Source organism: Variovorax sp. 10L426, from assembly GCF_056395305.1.
Genome location: NZ_JBFTJF010000028.1, coordinates 1 through 16,635, shown reverse-complemented (window position 1 = coordinate 16,635; position 16,635 = coordinate 1). Strand labels below are relative to the sequence as shown.

The following is a 16,635-nucleotide window of genomic DNA, read 5'->3' as shown; positions in this document are numbered from 1 at the left end:
GGGGCGATCAGCTCAATCCACCTGTGCGCCGGTGGACTTGACGACCTTCTCGTACTTCGCGAGTTCGCTCTTCATGAAGGCGCCGAACTGTTCGGGAGTACTTGCGACAGGTTCGGCCAGCAGAGACCCGAACTTGCTCTTGGTCTCAGGCGCATGGAGCGCGTCGACGAAAGCGTGATTGAGTTTGGCCACCACTTCTGGCGGCGTGCCGGCCGGAGCGACCAGGCCCCACCAGGTGTCCACCGAGAAACCCTTCAGCGTCGAGGCGACTGTCGGCACGTCCGGCAAGGCAATGCTGCGCTCGGCGGTCGTCACGGCGATGGCCTTGAGCTTTCCCGAGCGAATGTTCGGCGCCGCAGTCGCGAGGTTGTCGAAGTTGAAATCGACCTGCCCCGAGATCAATGCCAGTTGCGCCGGATTGCCGCCGTTGTAAGGAATGTGCACCGCGAAGATGCCCGCTTCCTTCTTGAACATCTCGCCGGCCAGGTGTCCGGCGCTCCCGTTGCCGCCGCTGCCGTAGTTCAGCTTTGCAGGGTTGGCCTTCGCATAGGCGATCAGGTCGGCGAGGTTGTTGATCTTCAGGCGTTGCGCGGTCTGCGCATTCATCACCAGCACGTTGGGCACGCGGACCATCTGGGTGATGGGCGCGAAATCCGTGGCGGCGTTGTAAGGCATCTTGGCGTACAGCCAGGGATTGACCGCATTCGTCGCCGTCGCGGCGATGCCGATCGTGAGGCCGTCGGGCGGGGCCTTGGCCACGATGTCCGCGCCGATGTTGCCGCCCGCACCAGGCTTGTTGTCGACGATGACGGGGCCCAGCGAGTCCTTCACGCGCTCGGCCAGGATGCGCGCCGTGACGTCGATCGGCCCGCCTGCTGCGTAAGGGACGACAAGGCGGATCGGGCGCTGCTGGGCAGTCGCTTGTGCTGTGACGAGGATAGCTGCCGTGGAGACGAGCGTGAGGAGGAAGTGTCTGGCGTTCATGAATCCGTTTTTGCTGGGTTGGTTTCTCGGTCGGGTGGGCGTCAGGGCACCGCCTTGTCCGCCTCTGTCGTGAAGGCGTCGGCGAAAAATTCCTCTTCGGGCAGTCCGCGCTCGGCCACGTAGTCGTGCTTCGCGGAATCGACGACGACGGGCGCGCCGCACGCATAGACTTGATGGCCCGAGAGGTCGCTGAAGTCTTCCATGACTGCCCGGTGGACGAACCCGGTTCGTCCTCGCCAGTTGTCCTCCGGCACCGCGTTCGAGATCACCGGCACATAGCGCAGACGGGGCATCTCCGCGATCTGCGCACGGATCCAGTCGTCCATGTAGAGGTCCTCGGGGCGGCGGCCGCCCCAATACAGGGTCACCGGCCGCTCGATGCCCTTGAGCTTCATGTGTTCGAGCACGGCCTTGATTGGTGCGAATCCGGTCCCCGAAGCGAGAAAGACCAGCGGCTTGTCGGATTCCTCGCGCAGGAAGAAGCTGCCATAGGGGCCTTCGACGCGAAGGATCTCCTTCTCTTTCATCGCGCCGAACACGTGATCGGTGAACTTGCCGCCCGGGAGATGCCTGATGTGCAACTCGATACCCGTGCCCGGCTCCAGCAGCGTATGCGGCGCATTGGCCATCGAATAGCTGCGGCGCGTGCCGTCGCGAAGGATGAACTCGATGTACTGCCCTGCATGGAATTGCAGCGGCTCGCCGGCAGGTAACTGCAGGCGCAGCAGCACCACGTCATGGGACTTCTTCGTCAGCGCGAGCACGCGCACCGGCATTTTGCGAATCGGGAACGCACCTGCTTCCGTCACTTGGCGGGATTCGAGCACCACGTCGCTTTCCGCGCGTGCGCAGCAGGTGAGAATGAAGCCGGCCATTTCTTCTTCGGCGCTCAGGGCCTTGCTTTGGTGCAACCCCAGCGTGACCTTGCCCGACAGCTTCTTGCATTTGCACGAGCCGCATGCGCCATCCTTGCACCCATAAGGCAGTCCGATGCCCTGGCGGATGCCGGCCGCGAGAATGGTTTCGTCCGGATGAGCGTCGAAATGGCGTCCGCTGGGCTCTACCGTGATGTGAAAGCCCGATTCGCTCGGCGCTGCGCTGGTCATGGTTATTCTTCGCTACTACTTCAAAAGGGAGATGGATTTTGCCCTCAATCAACAGCCCCCTGGGCGCGAGGCCCTCGCGCTTCCGGCGGGAGCGCGTGCTTGTTGTCGGTTGCGGCGACATCGGCCTTCGGGCTGCGCGCCTGCTCCGGGGGCGCGTGAATCTGATCGCGTTGACTTCTTCGCCTGGGCGCGTGCCCCTGCTGCGACAGAACGGCATTGCACCGCTCGTGGCGGATCTAGATGCTGCAGCCACATTGCGTCGCATCTCGGGCCTTGCGACCCGCGTACTTCACCTTGCCCCGCCGCCACGCGCCGAGGGGGCGCAATGGTGGCGTGATCCTCGCACGCTGGCGCTTGCGCGCGCGCTGCGTCTGCGCTCGCTTCCTTCATCCTTCGTCTACGGTTCGACCAGCGGCGTCTATGGCGATTGCGGCGGCGCGCGAATCAGCGAGACGCGCGCGGTGCGCCCCGACACGCCGCGCGCGCACCGGCGCGTCGATGCCGAACGCACTGTGCGGTGGCTCGGACGGGCGGGCGTGTCGACGCGCATCCTGCGCATCCCAGGCATCTATGCACCCGACCGCGAAGGCGGTACGCCGCGAGAGCGGCTCCTGAAAGGCACACCGGTATTGCGCGCGGAAGACGACGTGTTCACCAATCACATTCACGCCGACGATCTGGCGCGCGCCTGCGTTGCCGCGTTGTGGCGGGGCGGCCCTCAGCGCGTGTTTCATGCGAGCGATGACAGCGAACTCAAGATGGGTGACTACGTCGACCTTGCGGCCGGCATCTACGGTCTTCCCCGCCCGCCGCGCATCGGCCGCGCAGAGGCACGGGCGCAGCTTCCTCTGTCGCTACTGAGCTTCATGGGTGAATCGCGGCGCCTCGACAACACGCGTCTCAAGCGAGAGTTGCGCGTCGGGTTGCGCTATTCGACGGTGATGTCAGGGCTTCAATCCGGCGCCTGAGCCTACGTCAGGGAAGTCGTGCCGCCGCGATAGAGGCAAAATCGCGGGCTTCCTGCAAGCACATCCACAACCCAAAGGCGCGGTCTTGCTCGGCCCATCGCTTTTCGGGCTTTTCTTTCCTGAGATGCAGCGCGCGCTCTTTCCCAAGGAGACGCTGGGCATGCTCTATGTGGGCGGGCAGTTGGGCGTGGGGATGTACATGTTCCTCGTCGGCACCGAATTCCGCGCCGATCATTTCAAGAGCCGCTTTCGCAGTGCCGCCTCGGTGTCGGCTCGCGCTGACTGCCGGCGCAATCGACGATGCGGCAGCGTGGTGCATTCTCGCGGTGGTGCGCCCTGACGCGCCATTGAGCGCGTCGCTTCTCGCGCTCGTGCTCGCCCTTTTCAGCCTCAGCGCCTTCGCGATGGATGCGATCGGCATCCATGCCGTCTTCGGCGGCTTTCTCCTGGGTGCGGTGCTGCCGCGCGGCGCGCTGACCGAAAAGCTGCGCATCAACATCGGGCTTCAGGCCGGCGTCATCTTGCCCGGCCTGTTTTCGATCCTGGTTCTGATGACGATCCTGTCGACCTTGATGGCCACGCCGCTTTTCAACTGGGTGGAGCGCGAGCGCCGCGTGGGGCGCGCTGCCGAAGCGCCGATTTGAAGGCCTCCTCGGCGAGACGGATCTGCCAAGCTGCATAGGCCCCTTGCCATGGGGAATTTCGATTGCGACCTGTAAACGCTCTTTGTAAGATGAACGCTTTCAGAAATTGACAAAAATTTCTGATGCTCACATTCATTTGAGGGTCCGGAAGCGGACCCAAAGGTTCGAAGATGCTGGCCAACCTCCCGCCGCTGCGCCGCCTGCGCGAATCAGCGTACCGTCGCAAGTTTGTCGACAACGTCGACCAGCACCTGTTCATGGGGTCGTATGAAAGTTTTGACGCCGCGCTGGCGGCGGCGCCAACGTCAAAGCCGATCGGTTTCGACAATGTCGCGGAAGCCAGGCGTCTCTTCACGCCGCAGGTCTTCTTCTATGACTACCCGGCCTTGTTCTGGTTGACCCGTTCATTCGAGAACGGGTTGCGTACCGTGTTCGACCTCGGCGGTCACGCGGCCATCAAGTACCACGCCTTCCGGCGCATGCTGCACTACCCACCCGACATGCACTGGAGGACCTGCGATGTGGAGGGCGTGATCCAGGCCGGCCGCGAGATCGCCGCCGAACGCGGCATTGGTGACGAACTGAGCTTCACCACCGACTACAAGGAAGCCAGCGGCTTCGATATTCTTTTCATTGCGGGCTGCCTGCAGTTCCTGCCCGAGCGCATGCCGGAGATCCTGGCTGCCTTGCCAGTCAAGCCCAAGCGCATCATCCTCAATACGACGACGGTGCATCCCGATCGCACGATCTTCACGGTCCACAGCATCGGTTTTGGATTCACGCCTTACCGGATCCAGAAGTACGACGAGTTGATCGCCGACCTGGTGCAATCAGGCTATGTGCGACGCGACGCCTGGCGCAACGAGGGGAAGTCGATCGAGGTGCCCTTCGTAGAGGGCGGTGACCAGGCGTACTACGCCGGTTGCTGCTTCGACTTGCAGACGAACGCGGCCTGAGTCATTGACGTGGGGAATGTGTCCGAACCAGGGCGTAGCGCCGTGGTGCCCGGGGCCGGAATCGAACCGGCACGCCTTGCGGCGGGGGATTTTGAGTCCCCTGCGTCTACCAATTTCACCACCCGGGCAGGGAGGAGGGAAGCCCGAAATTATGGCACAGTGCCTTCCATGCAATATCCGACGATTGAAGACGCGATTGGTCGAACGCCATTGGTTGCGCTGCAACGCATTGACGCGAACGCGAACGCGAAGCGCGGCAACGTGATCCTTGGCAAGCTCGAAGGCAACAACCCCGCCGGGTCGGTCAAGGACCGGCCGGCACTGTCGATGATCAAGCGCGCCGAGGAGCGCGGGGAGATCAAGCCCGGCGACACCCTGATCGAGGCCACTTCCGGCAACACCGGCATCGCGCTCGCGATGGCGGCGGCCATCAGGGGCTACCGCATGGTGCTGATCATGCCGGAGGACCTGTCGGTCGAACGCGCGCAGACCATGAAGGCCTTCGGCGCCGAGTTGGTCCTGACACCGAAGAGCGGCGGCATGGAATACGCGCGCGACCTGGCCGAGCAGATGGTGCAACAAGGCAAGGGCCGGGTGCTCGACCAGTTCGCGAATCCTGACAACCCCCGCATCCACTACGAGACGACGGGGCCCGAAATATGGGCCGATACAGGCGGGCGTATCACGCACTTCGTGAGCGCGATGGGCACCACGGGCACCATCACCGGCGTGTCCCGGTTCCTCAAGGAGAAGAATCCTTCGGTGCAAATCGTCGGCGCGCAGCCCGAAGAGGGCTCACGCATTCCCGGCATCCGCAAGTGGCCGCAGGAATATCTGCCCAAGATCTACGACCCGAGCCGCGTCGACCAGGTGGTCAACGTGAGCCAGGACAACGCCGAAGAGATGTGCCGCAGGCTCGCACGGGAAGAGGGCATCTTCGGTGGCATCTCGGCAGCGGGCGCGCTCTGGGCCGCGCTCGAGATCGCGAAGACGGTCGAGAACGCAACCATCGTTTTCGTGGTGTGCGATCGTGGCGACCGCTATCTGTCGACCGGCGTCTTTCCGGCCTGAACCGCGATGAACGAGCCCCGCTTTTGCCCCTCTTGCGCGACGCCCCTGACCTGGATCGAAGCCCGAGAGGATGGCGGCCCGAAGTCGCGCCTGCGTTGCCCCGCCTGCGATTGGACGCACTGGAACAATCCGACCCCCGTGCTGGCCGCGATCATCGAATACCGCGGCCAGGTGCTCCTTGCGCGCAACGCGGCCTGGCCTCACAAGATGTATGCGCTGATCACGGGCTTCATGGAAGCCGGCGAAACGCCGCAGGAAGGCATCGCGCGCGAGATCAAGGAAGAAACCAACCTCGACGCAAGCGAGCTAAATCTCGTCGGCGTCTACGACTTCCAGCGCATGAACCAGGTCATCATTGCCTACCATGCGATGGCGGATGGCGAGGTGATGCTGTCGCCCGAGCTGGTGGACTATCGCCTGTACGACCTTCCCGCGCTGCGCTGCTGGCCGGCCGGCACGGGATACGCCTTGGCCGACTGGCTGCGCACGCGAGGGCATGAGCCCCAGTTCATGGAATGGCCGAGACCGGCCTCCTAAAATCGTTGGACTTTCAAGGAATGGCCATGCAGATCCACAAAGAGCTCGACGCCCGTGGGCTCAATTGCCCTTTGCCCATCCTCAAGGCCAAGAAGTCGCTCAACGAAATGGTGAGCGGCGAACTGTTGAGGGTCGTGGCCACCGACCCCGGTTCGGTGCGCGACTTTCAGGCCTTTGCGCGCCAGACAGGCAATGACCTGATCGAACAGCAGACTGTCGGAGACGAATTCATCCACGTGTTGCGGCGTCGGTGACATGGCCGCGACGGTCATTCGTCGATTCGAAGTTGCGGTCCGGGACCGGCTTCACAAGGACTTTCCGCGCGCCTACGTAGTCGTCAATTTCCTCCGCAACGTCGCGATCGACGTCGTGGTCGCCATCTTTCCCAGGAAGTTCATCGGCCGCTACGTGCTTGCGGACGAAGAGGCTGCCAAGGGAGGCGGTGTCCGCGACGTGCGCGTGATGCTGCCCGCGGCTCGGGTCCAGATCGGCACCGGCGACAAGGATCCGTTCGCACGAGTGGCCCAGTACTACAACGACGGCTGGTTCGATCGGCCCGATGTCTTTGTCTGCGAGATACCCGACGCCAACGTATTCGTGCGCAGCGGCATGGTGTGCACCAACGATTTCAAGTTGATCGCGGACAAGGGCATGGAGCACCGGCGCTTCCTCTATCCCGCCTTCCGCAAGCGCCGCCCCAGGTCGGTGCGGCGGGTCGAGGGCGCCTGGACCACACTCGCCTATTGCAATTCCGAGAACTTCTGGCATTGGATGATCGACTGCCTGCCCAAGCTCCGGACCCTCGAGCAGGCGATGGCGGGCCAGCCGCTCACTGTTTGCATGCCGTCGACGGTGCTCGGCTTTCAGCGCTTCACGCTGGAGTCCAGCCTGCCGCCGAACTTCCACCTCGTATACCTGGACCCGGAGACCGATCCCTGGATACAGCCGGAACGCTTTGTCTGGGCTTCCATGATTTCGGGCCTGTGCATGGGTGTATTGCCACAGGACTACTACGACGCAATCCGCGGTCCGATCTTCAAGCGCCTGGGTCTGCCGGCGACGCATATGAAGACAGAGCGCCTCTACATCAGCCGGCGCAACGCGGGCCATCGCCGCGTCCGCAACGAGGATGCGCTGGTCGAACTGCTCGCCGACTACGGCTTTCGCAGCGTTCAGCTGGAAAAGCTCCCGTTCGAGGAGCAGGTCGCGCTGTTTCACCGGGCGGAGATCGTCGTTGGACCGCACGGCGCCGGGCTCGGCACCATCTTTTTCTCAGGCGACATCGATCTCGTCGCCCTCTACTCAACCAACAACCCGGGCAACTACTTTCATTCGCTGGCCTGCGGGCTCGGTCAACGCCACCATTTCCTCTGCAGCAACGAAGCCCACGAGGACGACTGGCTGGAAGCTGACCTCCCGGCCGTGCAGCGCTTGCTAGAGACCGAGCTCGGGCTCGTCAGGACGAGGGCAATTGCATGAGTGTGAAGCTGCTGCTCGTCGGCGGCGCTTTCGTCCTCGCTACGGCTGGCCTACTGACTCTCGCATGGTGGCCCCAGGGAGATGCCGGCCGTGATGCGCGGCCATCCAGCCCTGGCGCGATCCCCTTGGCGGTGGTCGGTGATTCCGGTAGTCACTCCTATCAGGACCAGATCTCCTTTCCGCCAGGGTCTGCGGATCGCGGCGGGGCGTTCCGGTCGAACACCTTCCAATGGACCGAGATCATCGCGCGGCTGCGCGGCAAGGAGCTCGATCTCGGGCCTTGGGTCGATTGGGGATTCCCGCCTGACGTGGCCTGGGCTCGCGAACTGGTCGGAATGAGCGGCGGCCGGGCCCCGAGAAAGCAGGACTATCTCTACAACTTCGCGAATTCCGGCGCCAGTTGCACTAACTTGCTCGGCGTCGGCATGCGGCAGCGATTTCACCAGGTGCCCCGTTTGATCAGCATGATGGACCGCGACCCGGAGCTCTGGAAAAACGGCATCGTGGTGATCCGCATCGGTGTCAACGATTGGGACGTTTTGCTCGATCTACAGGCACAGCATCCGGACGCTCCGGAAGTGCGCAGCGTGGCGGACTTCTGCGCCACCCAGATTCGCGAGTCAGTGGCGCGGATTCGCGCATCCCATCCGTCCACGCGCATCATGGTGGTGGGGCTCGCCAACGATTCCGATGATCCCTCCGTCACCGATCGCTGGCAATCGGACGAGGAGATCGCCAATCTCAAGGCGGCCAATGCCCTGTTCAACAACCAGCTGCGCAAGGTGGTCGAGGCCTTTCCGAACATGAGTTTCTTCGACGACGCAGCCTGGGCCGAGAAGCGTTGGTTTGCGCACAGTTCGCCCAAGAAGCCTTATCACAACACCATCGTGATCGGCAAAACGCTGGCGGTCACCAATACGTTCGGGGATGATCCGCACAACGCGCTGGTGCAGGATACTCATGGTGGGCTCGCGTGGAACGCGCTCTGGGCGCAGTCGTTCGTCGAGCAACTGCGCCAGGACTTCAAATTGCCATTGACGCCGATCAGCGATGACGAGGTCGCAGCCTTCGTGCTGCGTCTCGCGGTACCCGCCCAGTAGCGCAGCGCCGCTCAGAGCTCCAGGGTCTTCAGGTACTCGCGGAATGACGCCCCGACTTCGGGGTGCGCCAATGCCAACTCGACCGATGCCTGCAGAAAGCCTTCCTTGCTGCCGCAGTCGTAGCGCGTGCCCTGGTAGGAATAGGCATAGACCGATTCCTTCGCCATCAGCGCGGCGATGCCATCGGTGAGTTGGATTTCGCCGCCCGCGCCCTTGGGTTGGTTGCGGATCTCGGCAAACACACCGGGCGTAAGGATGTAGCGGCCCGCGACGCCGAGGCGCGAAGGCGCGTCCTCGGGCTTCGGCTTTTCGATCATCCGGTTGACCTTGATCAGGCCGTCTTCGACCGCATCGCCGGCCACGATGCCGTAGCGCCTGACGTGCTCCAACGGCACTTCCTGCACGGCCAGCAACGATCCTCCCAATTTGGCGAAAGCGCTTGTCATCTGTGCCAGCACGGGTTCGCCGCCTTCAGGGCCGACCATCAGGTCATCGGCCAACAGCACCGCAAAGGGTTCGTTGCCGACCAGATGCTCCGCGCAGAGCACGGCGTGTCCGAGTCCCAGCATGCGCGGCTGGCGCACGTAGGAACAGGTCATGTCGTCGGGCATGACCGACCGCGCGATCGCGAGCAGTTCCTTCTTTCCGCTGGCTTCTAGCTGGGATTCGAGTTCGTAGGCGGCATCGTAGTGGTCCTCGATCGCGCGTTTGTTGCGTCCGGTCACGAAGATCATGTCGCGAATGCCCGCGGCATACGCTTCCTCGACCGCGTATTGGATCAAGGGCTTGTCCACCACCGGGAGCATTTCCTTGGGTTGGGCCTTGGTTGCCGGCAGAAAGCGGGTGCCGAAGCCTGCGACAGGAAACACGGCCTTGCGAATGCGCGTCGGGGAGTTGGACATGTGCTTTGGATGAATTCGAAGTAAATCGGAAAAGGGCGGCGTACGAGACGCTAGGCCTTGATACTAAATCCCTCGATACCTTTCGTCTGTCAGCCGAGGCGGACAAGCTGATCGCGCAGCCGCTCGACCGTGGCGCTGAAGTCTGCCAGCCGCTTGCGCTCCTGCTCGATCACCGCAGGAGGTGCCTTGGCAACGAAGGCTTCATTGCCCAGCTTGCCGTTGACCTTGGCGATTTCGCCCTCGACGCGAGCAAGCTCCTTGCCGATGCGGGCTTTTTCCGCCGCCTTGTCGATTTCCATGTGGAGGCAGAGACGGGCCCCGCCGACCACAGCCACCGGCGCGGCTTCCGCAGCGGCGGCCCAAGCGGTCTCGTCGTCGAAAACCTTCACTTCCTTGAGCTTCGCCAGCGCCTGGAGCACAGGGGCCGCTTCGCGCAGGAACGCGCTCCCGGCGTCGTCGTCGGCGACTGCGTAAAGCGGAAGCCGCGTCGCTGGTGACACGTTCATCTCGCCGCGCAGCGTCCGGCAGGCGTCCACCACCGATTTGAGGCGCGCGACGTGCGCTTCGGCCGCCTCGTCGATCTTTTCCGGCTGGCTCTTCGGATAGGCAGCCGTCATCACCGATTCGCCTGCGCGGCCGGCGACCGGTGCCACCTTTTGCCAGAGTTCTTCGGTGATGAACGGAATGACCGGGTGTGCGAGACGCAGCAGCGTTTCGAGTGTTCGGATCAACGTGCGGCGCGTCGCGCGTTTCTGCGCGTCCTCGCCTTGTTGGATCTGCACCTTGGCGATCTCCAGGTACCAGTCGCAGAACTCGTCCCATGCGAACTGGTAGATCGCATTGGCAACGTTGTCGAGGCGGTACTCCTCGAATCCCTTGGCGACATCCGCTTCGACGCGTTGCAACTGGGACGCGATCCAGCGATCGGCCTGGCTGAACTTGAGGTAGCCGTGCGCGGGACCGCCGACGGCGCATTCTTCCTTCGTGTGTTCCCTCAGGCCGCAGTCATGGCCTTCGCAGTTCATCAGCACGAAGCGGGTCGCGTTCCAGAGCTTGTTGCAGAAGTTGCGGTAGCCCTCGCAGCGTTTGGCGTCGAAGTTGATGCTGCGGCCCAGCGAAGCAAGTGAAGCGAAGGTGAAACGCAGCGCGTCGGCGCCAAAGGCCGGAATGCCGTCCGGGAATTCCTTCTGCGTGTTCTTGCGGACGGTCGGCGCGGTCTCCGGGCGGCGCAGCCCTTGCGTGCGCTTCTCGAGCAGTTCGGGCAACACGATGCCGTCGATCAGGTCGACCGGGTCGAGCACGTTCCCCTCTGACTTGCTCATCTTCTTGCCGTGCGAGTCGCGGACCAGGCCGTGGATGTAGACGTGCTTGAACGGCACTTTGCCAGTGAAGTGCTTGGTCATCATGATCATCCGGGCGACCCAGAAGAAGATGATGTCGTAACCAGTGACAAGCACGGTCGAAGGCAGGTACAGATCGAGATCCTGCGTCTTCTCGGGCCAGCCGAGCGAGGAGAAGGGCACAAGAGCGGACGAGTACCAGGTGTCGAGCACGTCCTCGTCGCGTGTGAGGGTCTTGCCCGGTGCCTGCGCTTGCGCTTCCGCTTCGTTGTTCGCTACATAGACCTTGCCGTCTTCGTCGTACCACGCGGGGATCTGATGGCCCCACCACAGTTGGCGAGAGATGGTCCAGTCCTGGATGTTCTCCATCCAGTGGTTGTAGGTGTTGACCCAGTTTTCCGGGACGAATGTCACCTCGCCCGAGCGGACTGCGTCGATGGCCTTTTGTGCAATGGACTGGCCGTTGCCGTCGGGCTTGGTCATGGCGACGAACCACTGGTCGGTCAGCATCGGCTCGACGACCGCGCCGGTGCGCGCGCAGCGCGGCACCATGAGCTTGTGCTTCTTGGTTTCGACCAGCAGCCCCAGCGCGTCGAGATCGGCCACGACGGCCTTGCGTGCCACGAACCGATCGAGGCCGCGGTACTTCGCGGGCGCGTTGTCGTTGATGGTGGCGTCAAGGGTCAACACACCGATGATCTGAAGGCCGTGGCGCAAGCCCACGGCATAGTCGTTGTGGTCGTGCGCGGGCGTGACCTTGACCACGCCGGTGCCGAATTCCTTGTCCACGTAGTCATCGGCGATCACGGGAATCAGCCGGTCGACCAGGGGCAGCCTGACACGGTGACCGATCAGGTGCTTGTAGCGCTCATCCTCGGGATGCACCATCACCGCGACGTCGCCCAGCATGGTTTCCGGGCGGGTGGTCGCTACCGTAAGGGAGCCGGAACCGTCCTCCAGCGGATAGGCGATGTGCCAGAGAGAGCCGTCTTCTTCCTCGCTCTCGACTTCGAGGTCGCTCACCGCCGTCTTGATCACCGGGTCCCAGTTCACCAGGCGCTTGCCGCGGTAGATCAGGCCTTCGTTGTAGAGCTGCACGAAGGTCTGCGTGACGACCTTCGAGAGCTTGTCGTCCATGGTGAAGTATTCGCGGCTCCAATCGACCGTGTCGCCCATGCGGCGCATCTGGTTCGTGATGGTGTTGCCCGACTTTTCCTTCCATTCCCAGACGCGGGCAACGAAGTTCTTGCGGCCCAGATCGTGGCGGCTGATCTTCTGTTCCTGGAGCTGGCGTTCCACGACGATCTGCGTCGCGATGCCCGCGTGGTCGGTGCCGGGCACCCACAGCGTGTTGTCGCCGGCCATCCGGTGATACCGTGCGAGGCTGTCCATGATGGTCTGGTTGAACGCATGACCCATGTGCAGCGTGCCCGTGACGTTCGGCGGCGGAAGCTGGATTGCGAAGGAGGGCGCGCCTTCCTTGGGTTTCTGCGTGCCCCGGAAGCCGGCGGCCGAATAGCCGCGCCGCTCCCATTCGGGGCCCCATTGCGCCTCGATGGCGGCTGGTTCGAAGGATTTGGAAAGGCTCTCGAGGCCGGGTTGGGGCAAGGTTTCGCTCATGGCGGTACAAAGACGAACGGCATCCCGCAGGATGCCGCTTGTGGGTGGAAGTGATGGGATTTTATTCGACAGCAGAGAGTGGCGTGCTCGATGGGGCGCCTCGTCGTTGGCGGGCAGGGCGCACTCGATGCCCTTCGCGGCCTTCCGTCGCGCCGCAGATAATTCAACGATGCTGTTTTTGCTCTCCCCTGCCAAGTCTCTCGATTACGAAACCCCGGTGCCCGAAACCCTACCCAACACGCAGCCGCGCTTTGAAGGACCGAGAAGCCCGGCGGCGGAACTCATCAGGATCCTGCGCGAGAAGTCCCCTCAGGACATTGCGGGCCTCATGCATTTGTCCGACAAGCTGTCCGCGCTCAACGTGGCGCGCTACGGGGCCTGGGCGTCCAGGGGGACAGCCAAAAACGCGAAACAGGCCGCGTTGGCATTTGACGGCGACGTCTACGGCGGGCTCGACGCGAAGACTCTGAGCCCGACCCACCTTGCCTGGGCGCAGGACCATATCTGCATCCTGAGTGGGCTCTACGGTGTGCTGCGCCCACTGGATCTGCTGCAGCCGTACCGGCTCGAAATGGGAACGCAGCTTGCCAATCGTCATGGCAAAGACCTGTACGCCTTCTGGGGAACGCGTATCTCCGACCATCTGAATGAGCGGCTTGCCGCTGATCGCACACCGGTTGTCATCAACCTGGCTTCGCAGGAATATTTCAAGTCGGTCGATCAGAGCGTGCTCAAGGCACGCGTGGTCGAGTGCGTCTTTGAAGAGTGGAAAGGCGGCACCGGCGCCAAGGGCGATCCGGGGCGCTACAAGATCGTGAGCTTCTTCGCCAAACGGGCGCGCGGTCTCATGGCGCGCTGGGCCATCCTTCACAAGGCGGCCACGCCCAAGGCGCTGGAGAAGTTCGACCTCGAAGGCTATGGTTTCGACGTCGCCGCGTCGAAACCCGACCGGCTCGTTTTTCGACGGAGATCATCATGAGTCACGGACAGGCGATCAGCCCGGAATTGCGCGAATGGATCGCCACGCAGCTGGCGGTCGGCCATTCGGTACCGAGCTTGCGTGCCTCCATGCGGGCGGCTGGTTGGCACGACGACGCGGCAGACGCCGCGCTGTCAGAGGTCGAGATGAAAGTGGCCGGCATTGCGGCGGTTCCCGAGCCAGGCAAGGCCATGCCCGGCCCTGACCTGTCGGCTGCGCCGCTTTACGTCGACGCTGGCGATCGTCGTGTCCAGGTGCTTCAGACCATGCGCAATCCACGCGTGATTGTGTTCGGCGACTTGGTGTCCGACGAAGAGTGCGAGGCGTTGATCGCCGCCGCACGCCAGCGTCTGGCGCGCTCGCTCACGGTCGAGACCCAGACCGGTGGGGAAGCGCTCAATGTCGACCGAACCAGTGACGGCATGTTCTTCGAGCGCGGCGAGAACCCTGTGGTGGCCCGCTTGGAGCAGCGCATCGCCAAGCTGTTGCAATGGCCGCTCGAATTCGGCGAAGGCCTGCAGATCCTTCGTTACGCGCCGGGTGCTCAGTACCGTCCGCACTACGACTATTTCGACCCGGGCGAGCCCGGTACGCCGGTCATTCTTCGACGAGGCGGGCAGCGCGTGGCCACCCTCGTCATGTACTTGCAGGAGCCCGAACAGGGCGGGGCGACAACTTTCCCCGACGTCGGACTCGAAGTCGCGCCCAAGCGGGGAACCGGGGTGTTCTTCAGCTACGAGCGGCCTGATCCTGCCACGCGGACCTTGCATGGCGGTGCGCCGGTGCTCTCGGGCGAAAAGTGGGTCGCAACCAAGTGGCTGCGCGAACGCGAATTCATCTGACCCTTTACTTACGGCGTCCGCAGGGCTCGCCGACAGCGCCATGAAAATCACAGCGAACGGCATTCAGATCGAGGTGGAAGATACAGGCGGCGAAGGTCGTCCGGTCGTCCTGCTCATCATGGGTCTCGGCATGCAGCTGTTCGCTTGGCCGGAGGAGTTCGTGCAGTCGCTGGTCGATGCCGGATTCCGGGTCGTGCGTCACGATAACCGCGACATCGGACTCAGTCAGGGCTTCGACGAAGCAGGAACCGGGAACCTGATCTGGCAGGGTATCCGGCAACGCATCGGGTTGCCGGTGCGTTCGATCTATTCTCTTCAGGACATGGCCGACGACGCGCTCGGGGTGCTCGATGCACTCGGGGTCGAGCGCGCCCACGTCGTCGGGGCCTCGATGGGCGGGATGATCGCCCAGCGCCTGGCGGCCAGTGCGCCAAGGCGCATGGCGAGTCTCGTGAGCATCATGAGTTCGAGTGGGGGACGTCATCTCCCCGGGCCGCGCCCTGACGTGGCAGCTGCGCTGATGCGACGGCCGGCCAGCAGGACGGAGGCCGCTCTAGTCGCGCACAGCTTGGGGCTGGTGCGGCTGATTTCGAGCCCGGCGTACCCGCAGGACGACCGCGCGGTGACGGATCGCATCACTCGCGCATTGCGTCGCGCGTACCGCCCGACAGGCGTCGTGCGGCAGATGCTGGCGATCGGTGCGGACGGCGATCGCGTTGCGGTGCTGCCGCGCATCTCCAGCCCGTCATTGGTGCTGCACGGCGACGCCGATCCGCTGGTTCCCATGGCTTGCGGCGAGGACACCGCGCGGCGCATACCTGGCGCCCGCTTCGTCGCCGTACCCGGCATGGCGCACGATTTGCCACCTCAAGTGGTCCGGATACTTCTGGGCCACATGGTTCCCTTTCTACAGACAGCCGAGACACGCCCATGAGCCTCGACAACACTCCGGAACAGTCGCAGTTGGGCCACGCTTCGGCCTACGTCGATCGCTATGACGCGAGCCTGCTGTTTCCCATTCCGCGCGCGGCGCAACGTGAATCCATGGGCATTGGTGGCAATGTGCTGCCGTTCTTTGGTGCCGATCTCTGGACGGCGTTCGAGCTAAGCTGGCTCAATACGCGTGGCAAGCCGCAGCTGGCCATTGCTCACTTCACGGTGCCCTGCGAAACGCCCAACATCATCGAAAGCAAGTCGTTCAAGCTGTATCTGAACAGCTTCAACAGCACGGTGTTTGCCGACCTGGAGGGCGTTCGGGAGCGTCTGCGCGCGGACCTGAGCGAAGCAGTCTGGCGTGGCAGCGATCGCACCGCGAGCATTGGCGTGAAGCTGCTGGCGCCCGCCGTGTTCGATCAGCTCCCGGTGCACGAGCTGAATGGCCTCGACCTTGACCGGCTCGATATCGAGTGCACGCAGTACCAGCCGGCGCCCGAGCTACTCTCTAGCGACCTCACGCAGGCGCCAGTGACGGAGATGCTCACCAGCCGGCTCCTCAAGAGTAATTGCCTCGTGACGGGACAGCCGGACTGGGGCAGCGTACAGATCCGCTACAGTGGCCCGCCGATAGACCAGGCTGGTCTACTGGGGTATATCGTGAGCTTTCGCGACCACAATGAATTCCACGAGCCTTGTGCTGAGCGCATCTTCATGGATGTCTGGCGCCACTGTCGTCCGACGAAACTCGCTGTCTATGCGCGCTACACCCGCCGCGGTGGCTTGGACATCAATCCGTTCCGCACAAGCTGGCCTCAGGCGCTGCCTGAGAACGTGCGCACCGCACGCCAGTAGATACTGGTTCCAGGGAAAGAAGTTTCGGGGCATATTGCCGTGAGGGGAAAAGTAGTGCCATAATCTGAGGCTCCGCTGAACGCGGATCTTGACGGGCTCTTCGGGGTAAAGTCGTTGGGTCAGGCGGAGAGGGAGAAAAAGGAAACTTAAAAAGTTTTTCGATTCTTCTGAAAACCGTGTCATAATCGCAGGCTCCGCTAAACACGGATCTCGAAGGAGTTCTTCGGAGCGAGGTTGAGGTGAGCGGAGGGGGGAAAAGAAAAGCTTAAAAAGTTTTTCAGATCTTCTGAAAAGCGTGTAATAATAGAGGGCTTCGCTG

Annotated in this window: 17 protein-coding genes and 1 tRNA gene; 13 read left to right on the top strand and 5 right to left on the bottom strand. The window is 63.1% G+C overall.

Translation table 11 applies throughout. From position 1 onward, the window contains the following. Positions 1 to 12: 12 nt before the first annotated feature. Together AC1DHL_RS27560 and AC1DHL_RS27555 are read right to left on the bottom strand one after the other, a co-directional pair. Positions 13 to 984 (bottom strand): Bug family tripartite tricarboxylate transporter substrate binding protein, encoded by a 972-nt coding sequence (locus AC1DHL_RS27560; RefSeq protein WP_478105116.1) that lies wholly within the window; start codon positions 982 to 984, stop codon positions 13 to 15. 41 nt (positions 985 to 1,025) lie between these two features. Then, on the bottom strand, positions 1,026 to 2,090 hold the full coding sequence (locus AC1DHL_RS27555; protein ID WP_478164055.1) for a CDP-6-deoxy-delta-3,4-glucoseen reductase: 1,065 nt from the start codon (positions 2,088 to 2,090) through the stop codon (positions 1,026 to 1,028). Positions 2,091 to 2,128: 38 nt separating this feature from the next. Here AC1DHL_RS27555 and AC1DHL_RS27550 point away from each other — a divergent pair, with 38 nt between their 5' ends. The 4 genes from AC1DHL_RS27550 to AC1DHL_RS27535 all read left to right on the top strand — a co-directional run bounded on the left by AC1DHL_RS27550 (position 2,129) and on the right by AC1DHL_RS27535 (position 4,658). Next, positions 2,129 to 3,058, top strand: coding sequence for an NAD-dependent epimerase/dehydratase family protein (locus tag AC1DHL_RS27550; RefSeq protein WP_478164054.1), 930 nt, complete (start codon positions 2,129 to 2,131; stop codon positions 3,056 to 3,058). Between the two features lie 85 nt (positions 3,059 to 3,143). Further along, positions 3,144 to 3,398 carry a hypothetical protein gene (locus tag AC1DHL_RS27545; RefSeq protein WP_478105111.1) on the top strand — a complete coding sequence of 85 codons (255 nt, stop codon included), beginning with the start codon at positions 3,144 to 3,146 and terminating at the stop codon, positions 3,396 to 3,398. Between the two features lie 7 nt (positions 3,399 to 3,405). Beyond that, positions 3,406 to 3,702, top strand: coding sequence for a hypothetical protein (locus AC1DHL_RS27540; protein ID WP_478164053.1), 297 nt, complete (start codon positions 3,406 to 3,408; stop codon positions 3,700 to 3,702). A gap of 170 nt (positions 3,703 to 3,872) precedes the next feature. Continuing rightward, a complete protein-coding gene (locus tag AC1DHL_RS27535) occupies positions 3,873 to 4,658 on the top strand; it encodes a methyltransferase, TIGR04325 family (protein WP_478164052.1) in 786 nt (261 codons plus the stop codon). Positions 4,659 to 4,701: 43 nt separating this feature from the next. Here the strand turns inward: AC1DHL_RS27535 and AC1DHL_RS27530 are convergent. Further along, positions 4,702 to 4,786, bottom strand: a tRNA-Leu gene (locus tag AC1DHL_RS27530). 40 nt (positions 4,787 to 4,826) lie between these two features. Between AC1DHL_RS27530 and cysM the strand changes: the two genes are divergently transcribed. From cysM to AC1DHL_RS27505, 5 genes are read left to right on the top strand one after another with little or no spacing between them, the layout of a single operon-like run. Continuing rightward, a complete protein-coding gene (gene cysM, locus AC1DHL_RS27525; protein ID WP_478164051.1) occupies positions 4,827 to 5,729 on the top strand; it encodes a cysteine synthase CysM in 903 nt (300 codons plus the stop codon). 6 nt (positions 5,730 to 5,735) lie between these two features. After that, complete coding sequence (locus AC1DHL_RS27520) at positions 5,736 to 6,266, top strand: NUDIX domain-containing protein (protein ID WP_478105104.1); 531 nt, start codon at positions 5,736 to 5,738, stop codon at positions 6,264 to 6,266. Between the two features lie 26 nt (positions 6,267 to 6,292). Continuing rightward, positions 6,293 to 6,520 carry a sulfurtransferase TusA family protein gene (locus AC1DHL_RS27515; RefSeq protein ID WP_478105102.1) on the top strand — a complete coding sequence of 76 codons (228 nt, stop codon included), beginning with the start codon at positions 6,293 to 6,295 and terminating at the stop codon, positions 6,518 to 6,520. Between the two features lies 1 nt (position 6,521). After that, entirely contained in the window at positions 6,522 to 7,745 is a 1,224-nt protein-coding gene (locus AC1DHL_RS27510; protein ID WP_478164050.1) for a glycosyltransferase family 61 protein, read from the top strand. Then, positions 7,742 to 8,845, top strand: coding sequence for an SGNH/GDSL hydrolase family protein (locus AC1DHL_RS27505; RefSeq protein ID WP_478164049.1), 1,104 nt, complete (start codon positions 7,742 to 7,744; stop codon positions 8,843 to 8,845). Before AC1DHL_RS27510 ends, AC1DHL_RS27505 begins: the two co-directional genes overlap by 4 nt. 11 nt (positions 8,846 to 8,856) lie before the next feature. Here AC1DHL_RS27505 and galU read toward each other — a convergent pair whose 3' ends face one another. Continuing rightward, positions 8,857 to 9,747 carry a UTP--glucose-1-phosphate uridylyltransferase GalU gene (gene galU / locus AC1DHL_RS27500; protein ID WP_478105098.1) on the bottom strand — a complete coding sequence of 297 codons (891 nt, stop codon included), beginning with the start codon at positions 9,745 to 9,747 and terminating at the stop codon, positions 8,857 to 8,859. Positions 9,748 to 9,836: 89 nt separating this feature from the next. Next, positions 9,837 to 12,707 carry a valine--tRNA ligase gene (locus AC1DHL_RS27495; protein ID WP_478105097.1) on the bottom strand — a complete coding sequence of 957 codons (2,871 nt, stop codon included), beginning with the start codon at positions 12,705 to 12,707 and terminating at the stop codon, positions 9,837 to 9,839. A gap of 169 nt (positions 12,708 to 12,876) precedes the next feature. Here AC1DHL_RS27495 and yaaA point away from each other — a divergent pair, with 169 nt between their 5' ends. The 4 genes from yaaA to queF are packed head-to-tail and all read left to right on the top strand — an operon-like array spanning position 12,877 to position 16,316. Continuing rightward, positions 12,877 to 13,686 (top strand): peroxide stress protein YaaA, encoded by an 810-nt coding sequence (gene yaaA, locus AC1DHL_RS27490; protein WP_478105095.1) that lies wholly within the window; start codon positions 12,877 to 12,879, stop codon positions 13,684 to 13,686. Beyond that, the gene (locus AC1DHL_RS27485; protein WP_478105094.1) at positions 13,683 to 14,528 is read left to right on the top strand and encodes a 2OG-Fe(II) oxygenase; all 846 of its coding nucleotides are present in this window, start codon (positions 13,683 to 13,685) and stop codon (positions 14,526 to 14,528) included. The genes yaaA and AC1DHL_RS27485 overlap by 4 nt, the downstream gene beginning before the upstream one ends. A gap of 40 nt (positions 14,529 to 14,568) precedes the next feature. Beyond that, positions 14,569 to 15,462 carry an alpha/beta fold hydrolase gene (locus AC1DHL_RS27480; RefSeq protein WP_478105093.1) on the top strand — a complete coding sequence of 298 codons (894 nt, stop codon included), beginning with the start codon at positions 14,569 to 14,571 and terminating at the stop codon, positions 15,460 to 15,462. Beyond that, on the top strand, positions 15,459 to 16,316 hold the full coding sequence (queF, locus tag AC1DHL_RS27475) for an NADPH-dependent 7-cyano-7-deazaguanine reductase QueF (protein WP_478105091.1): 858 nt from the start codon (positions 15,459 to 15,461) through the stop codon (positions 16,314 to 16,316). The genes AC1DHL_RS27480 and queF overlap by 4 nt, the downstream gene beginning before the upstream one ends. The last annotated feature ends 319 nt before the right edge of the window (positions 16,317 to 16,635 follow it).

Bases quoted from the DNA above. Each gene is read 5' to 3' on its own strand.
- AC1DHL_RS27485 (WP_478105094.1), top strand. From the start codon at position 13,683: ATGAGTCACGGACAGGCGATCAGCCCGGAATTGCGCGAATGGATCGCC.
- cysM (WP_478164051.1), top strand. From the start codon at position 4,827: ATGCAATATCCGACGATTGAAGACGCGATTGGTCGAACGCCATTGGTT.
- AC1DHL_RS27535 (WP_478164052.1), top strand. From the start codon at position 3,873: ATGCTGGCCAACCTCCCGCCGCTGCGCCGCCTGCGCGAATCAGCGTAC.
- AC1DHL_RS27495 (WP_478105097.1), bottom strand. From the start codon at position 12,707: ATGAGCGAAACCTTGCCCCAACCCGGCCTCGAGAGCCTTTCCAAATCC.
- galU (WP_478105098.1), bottom strand. From the start codon at position 9,747: ATGTCCAACTCCCCGACGCGCATTCGCAAGGCCGTGTTTCCTGTCGCA.
- AC1DHL_RS27510 (WP_478164050.1), top strand. From the start codon at position 6,522: ATGGCCGCGACGGTCATTCGTCGATTCGAAGTTGCGGTCCGGGACCGG.
- AC1DHL_RS27555 (WP_478164055.1), bottom strand. From the start codon at position 2,090: ATGACCAGCGCAGCGCCGAGCGAATCGGGCTTTCACATCACGGTAGAG.
- AC1DHL_RS27520 (WP_478105104.1), top strand. From the start codon at position 5,736: ATGAACGAGCCCCGCTTTTGCCCCTCTTGCGCGACGCCCCTGACCTGG.
- AC1DHL_RS27560 (WP_478105116.1), bottom strand. From the start codon at position 984: ATGAACGCCAGACACTTCCTCCTCACGCTCGTCTCCACGGCAGCTATC.
- yaaA (WP_478105095.1), top strand. From the start codon at position 12,877: ATGCTGTTTTTGCTCTCCCCTGCCAAGTCTCTCGATTACGAAACCCCG.
- queF (WP_478105091.1), top strand. From the start codon at position 15,459: ATGAGCCTCGACAACACTCCGGAACAGTCGCAGTTGGGCCACGCTTCG.
- AC1DHL_RS27515 (WP_478105102.1), top strand. From the start codon at position 6,293: ATGCAGATCCACAAAGAGCTCGACGCCCGTGGGCTCAATTGCCCTTTG.
- AC1DHL_RS27505 (WP_478164049.1), top strand. From the start codon at position 7,742: ATGAGTGTGAAGCTGCTGCTCGTCGGCGGCGCTTTCGTCCTCGCTACG.
- AC1DHL_RS27480 (WP_478105093.1), top strand. From the start codon at position 14,569: ATGAAAATCACAGCGAACGGCATTCAGATCGAGGTGGAAGATACAGGC.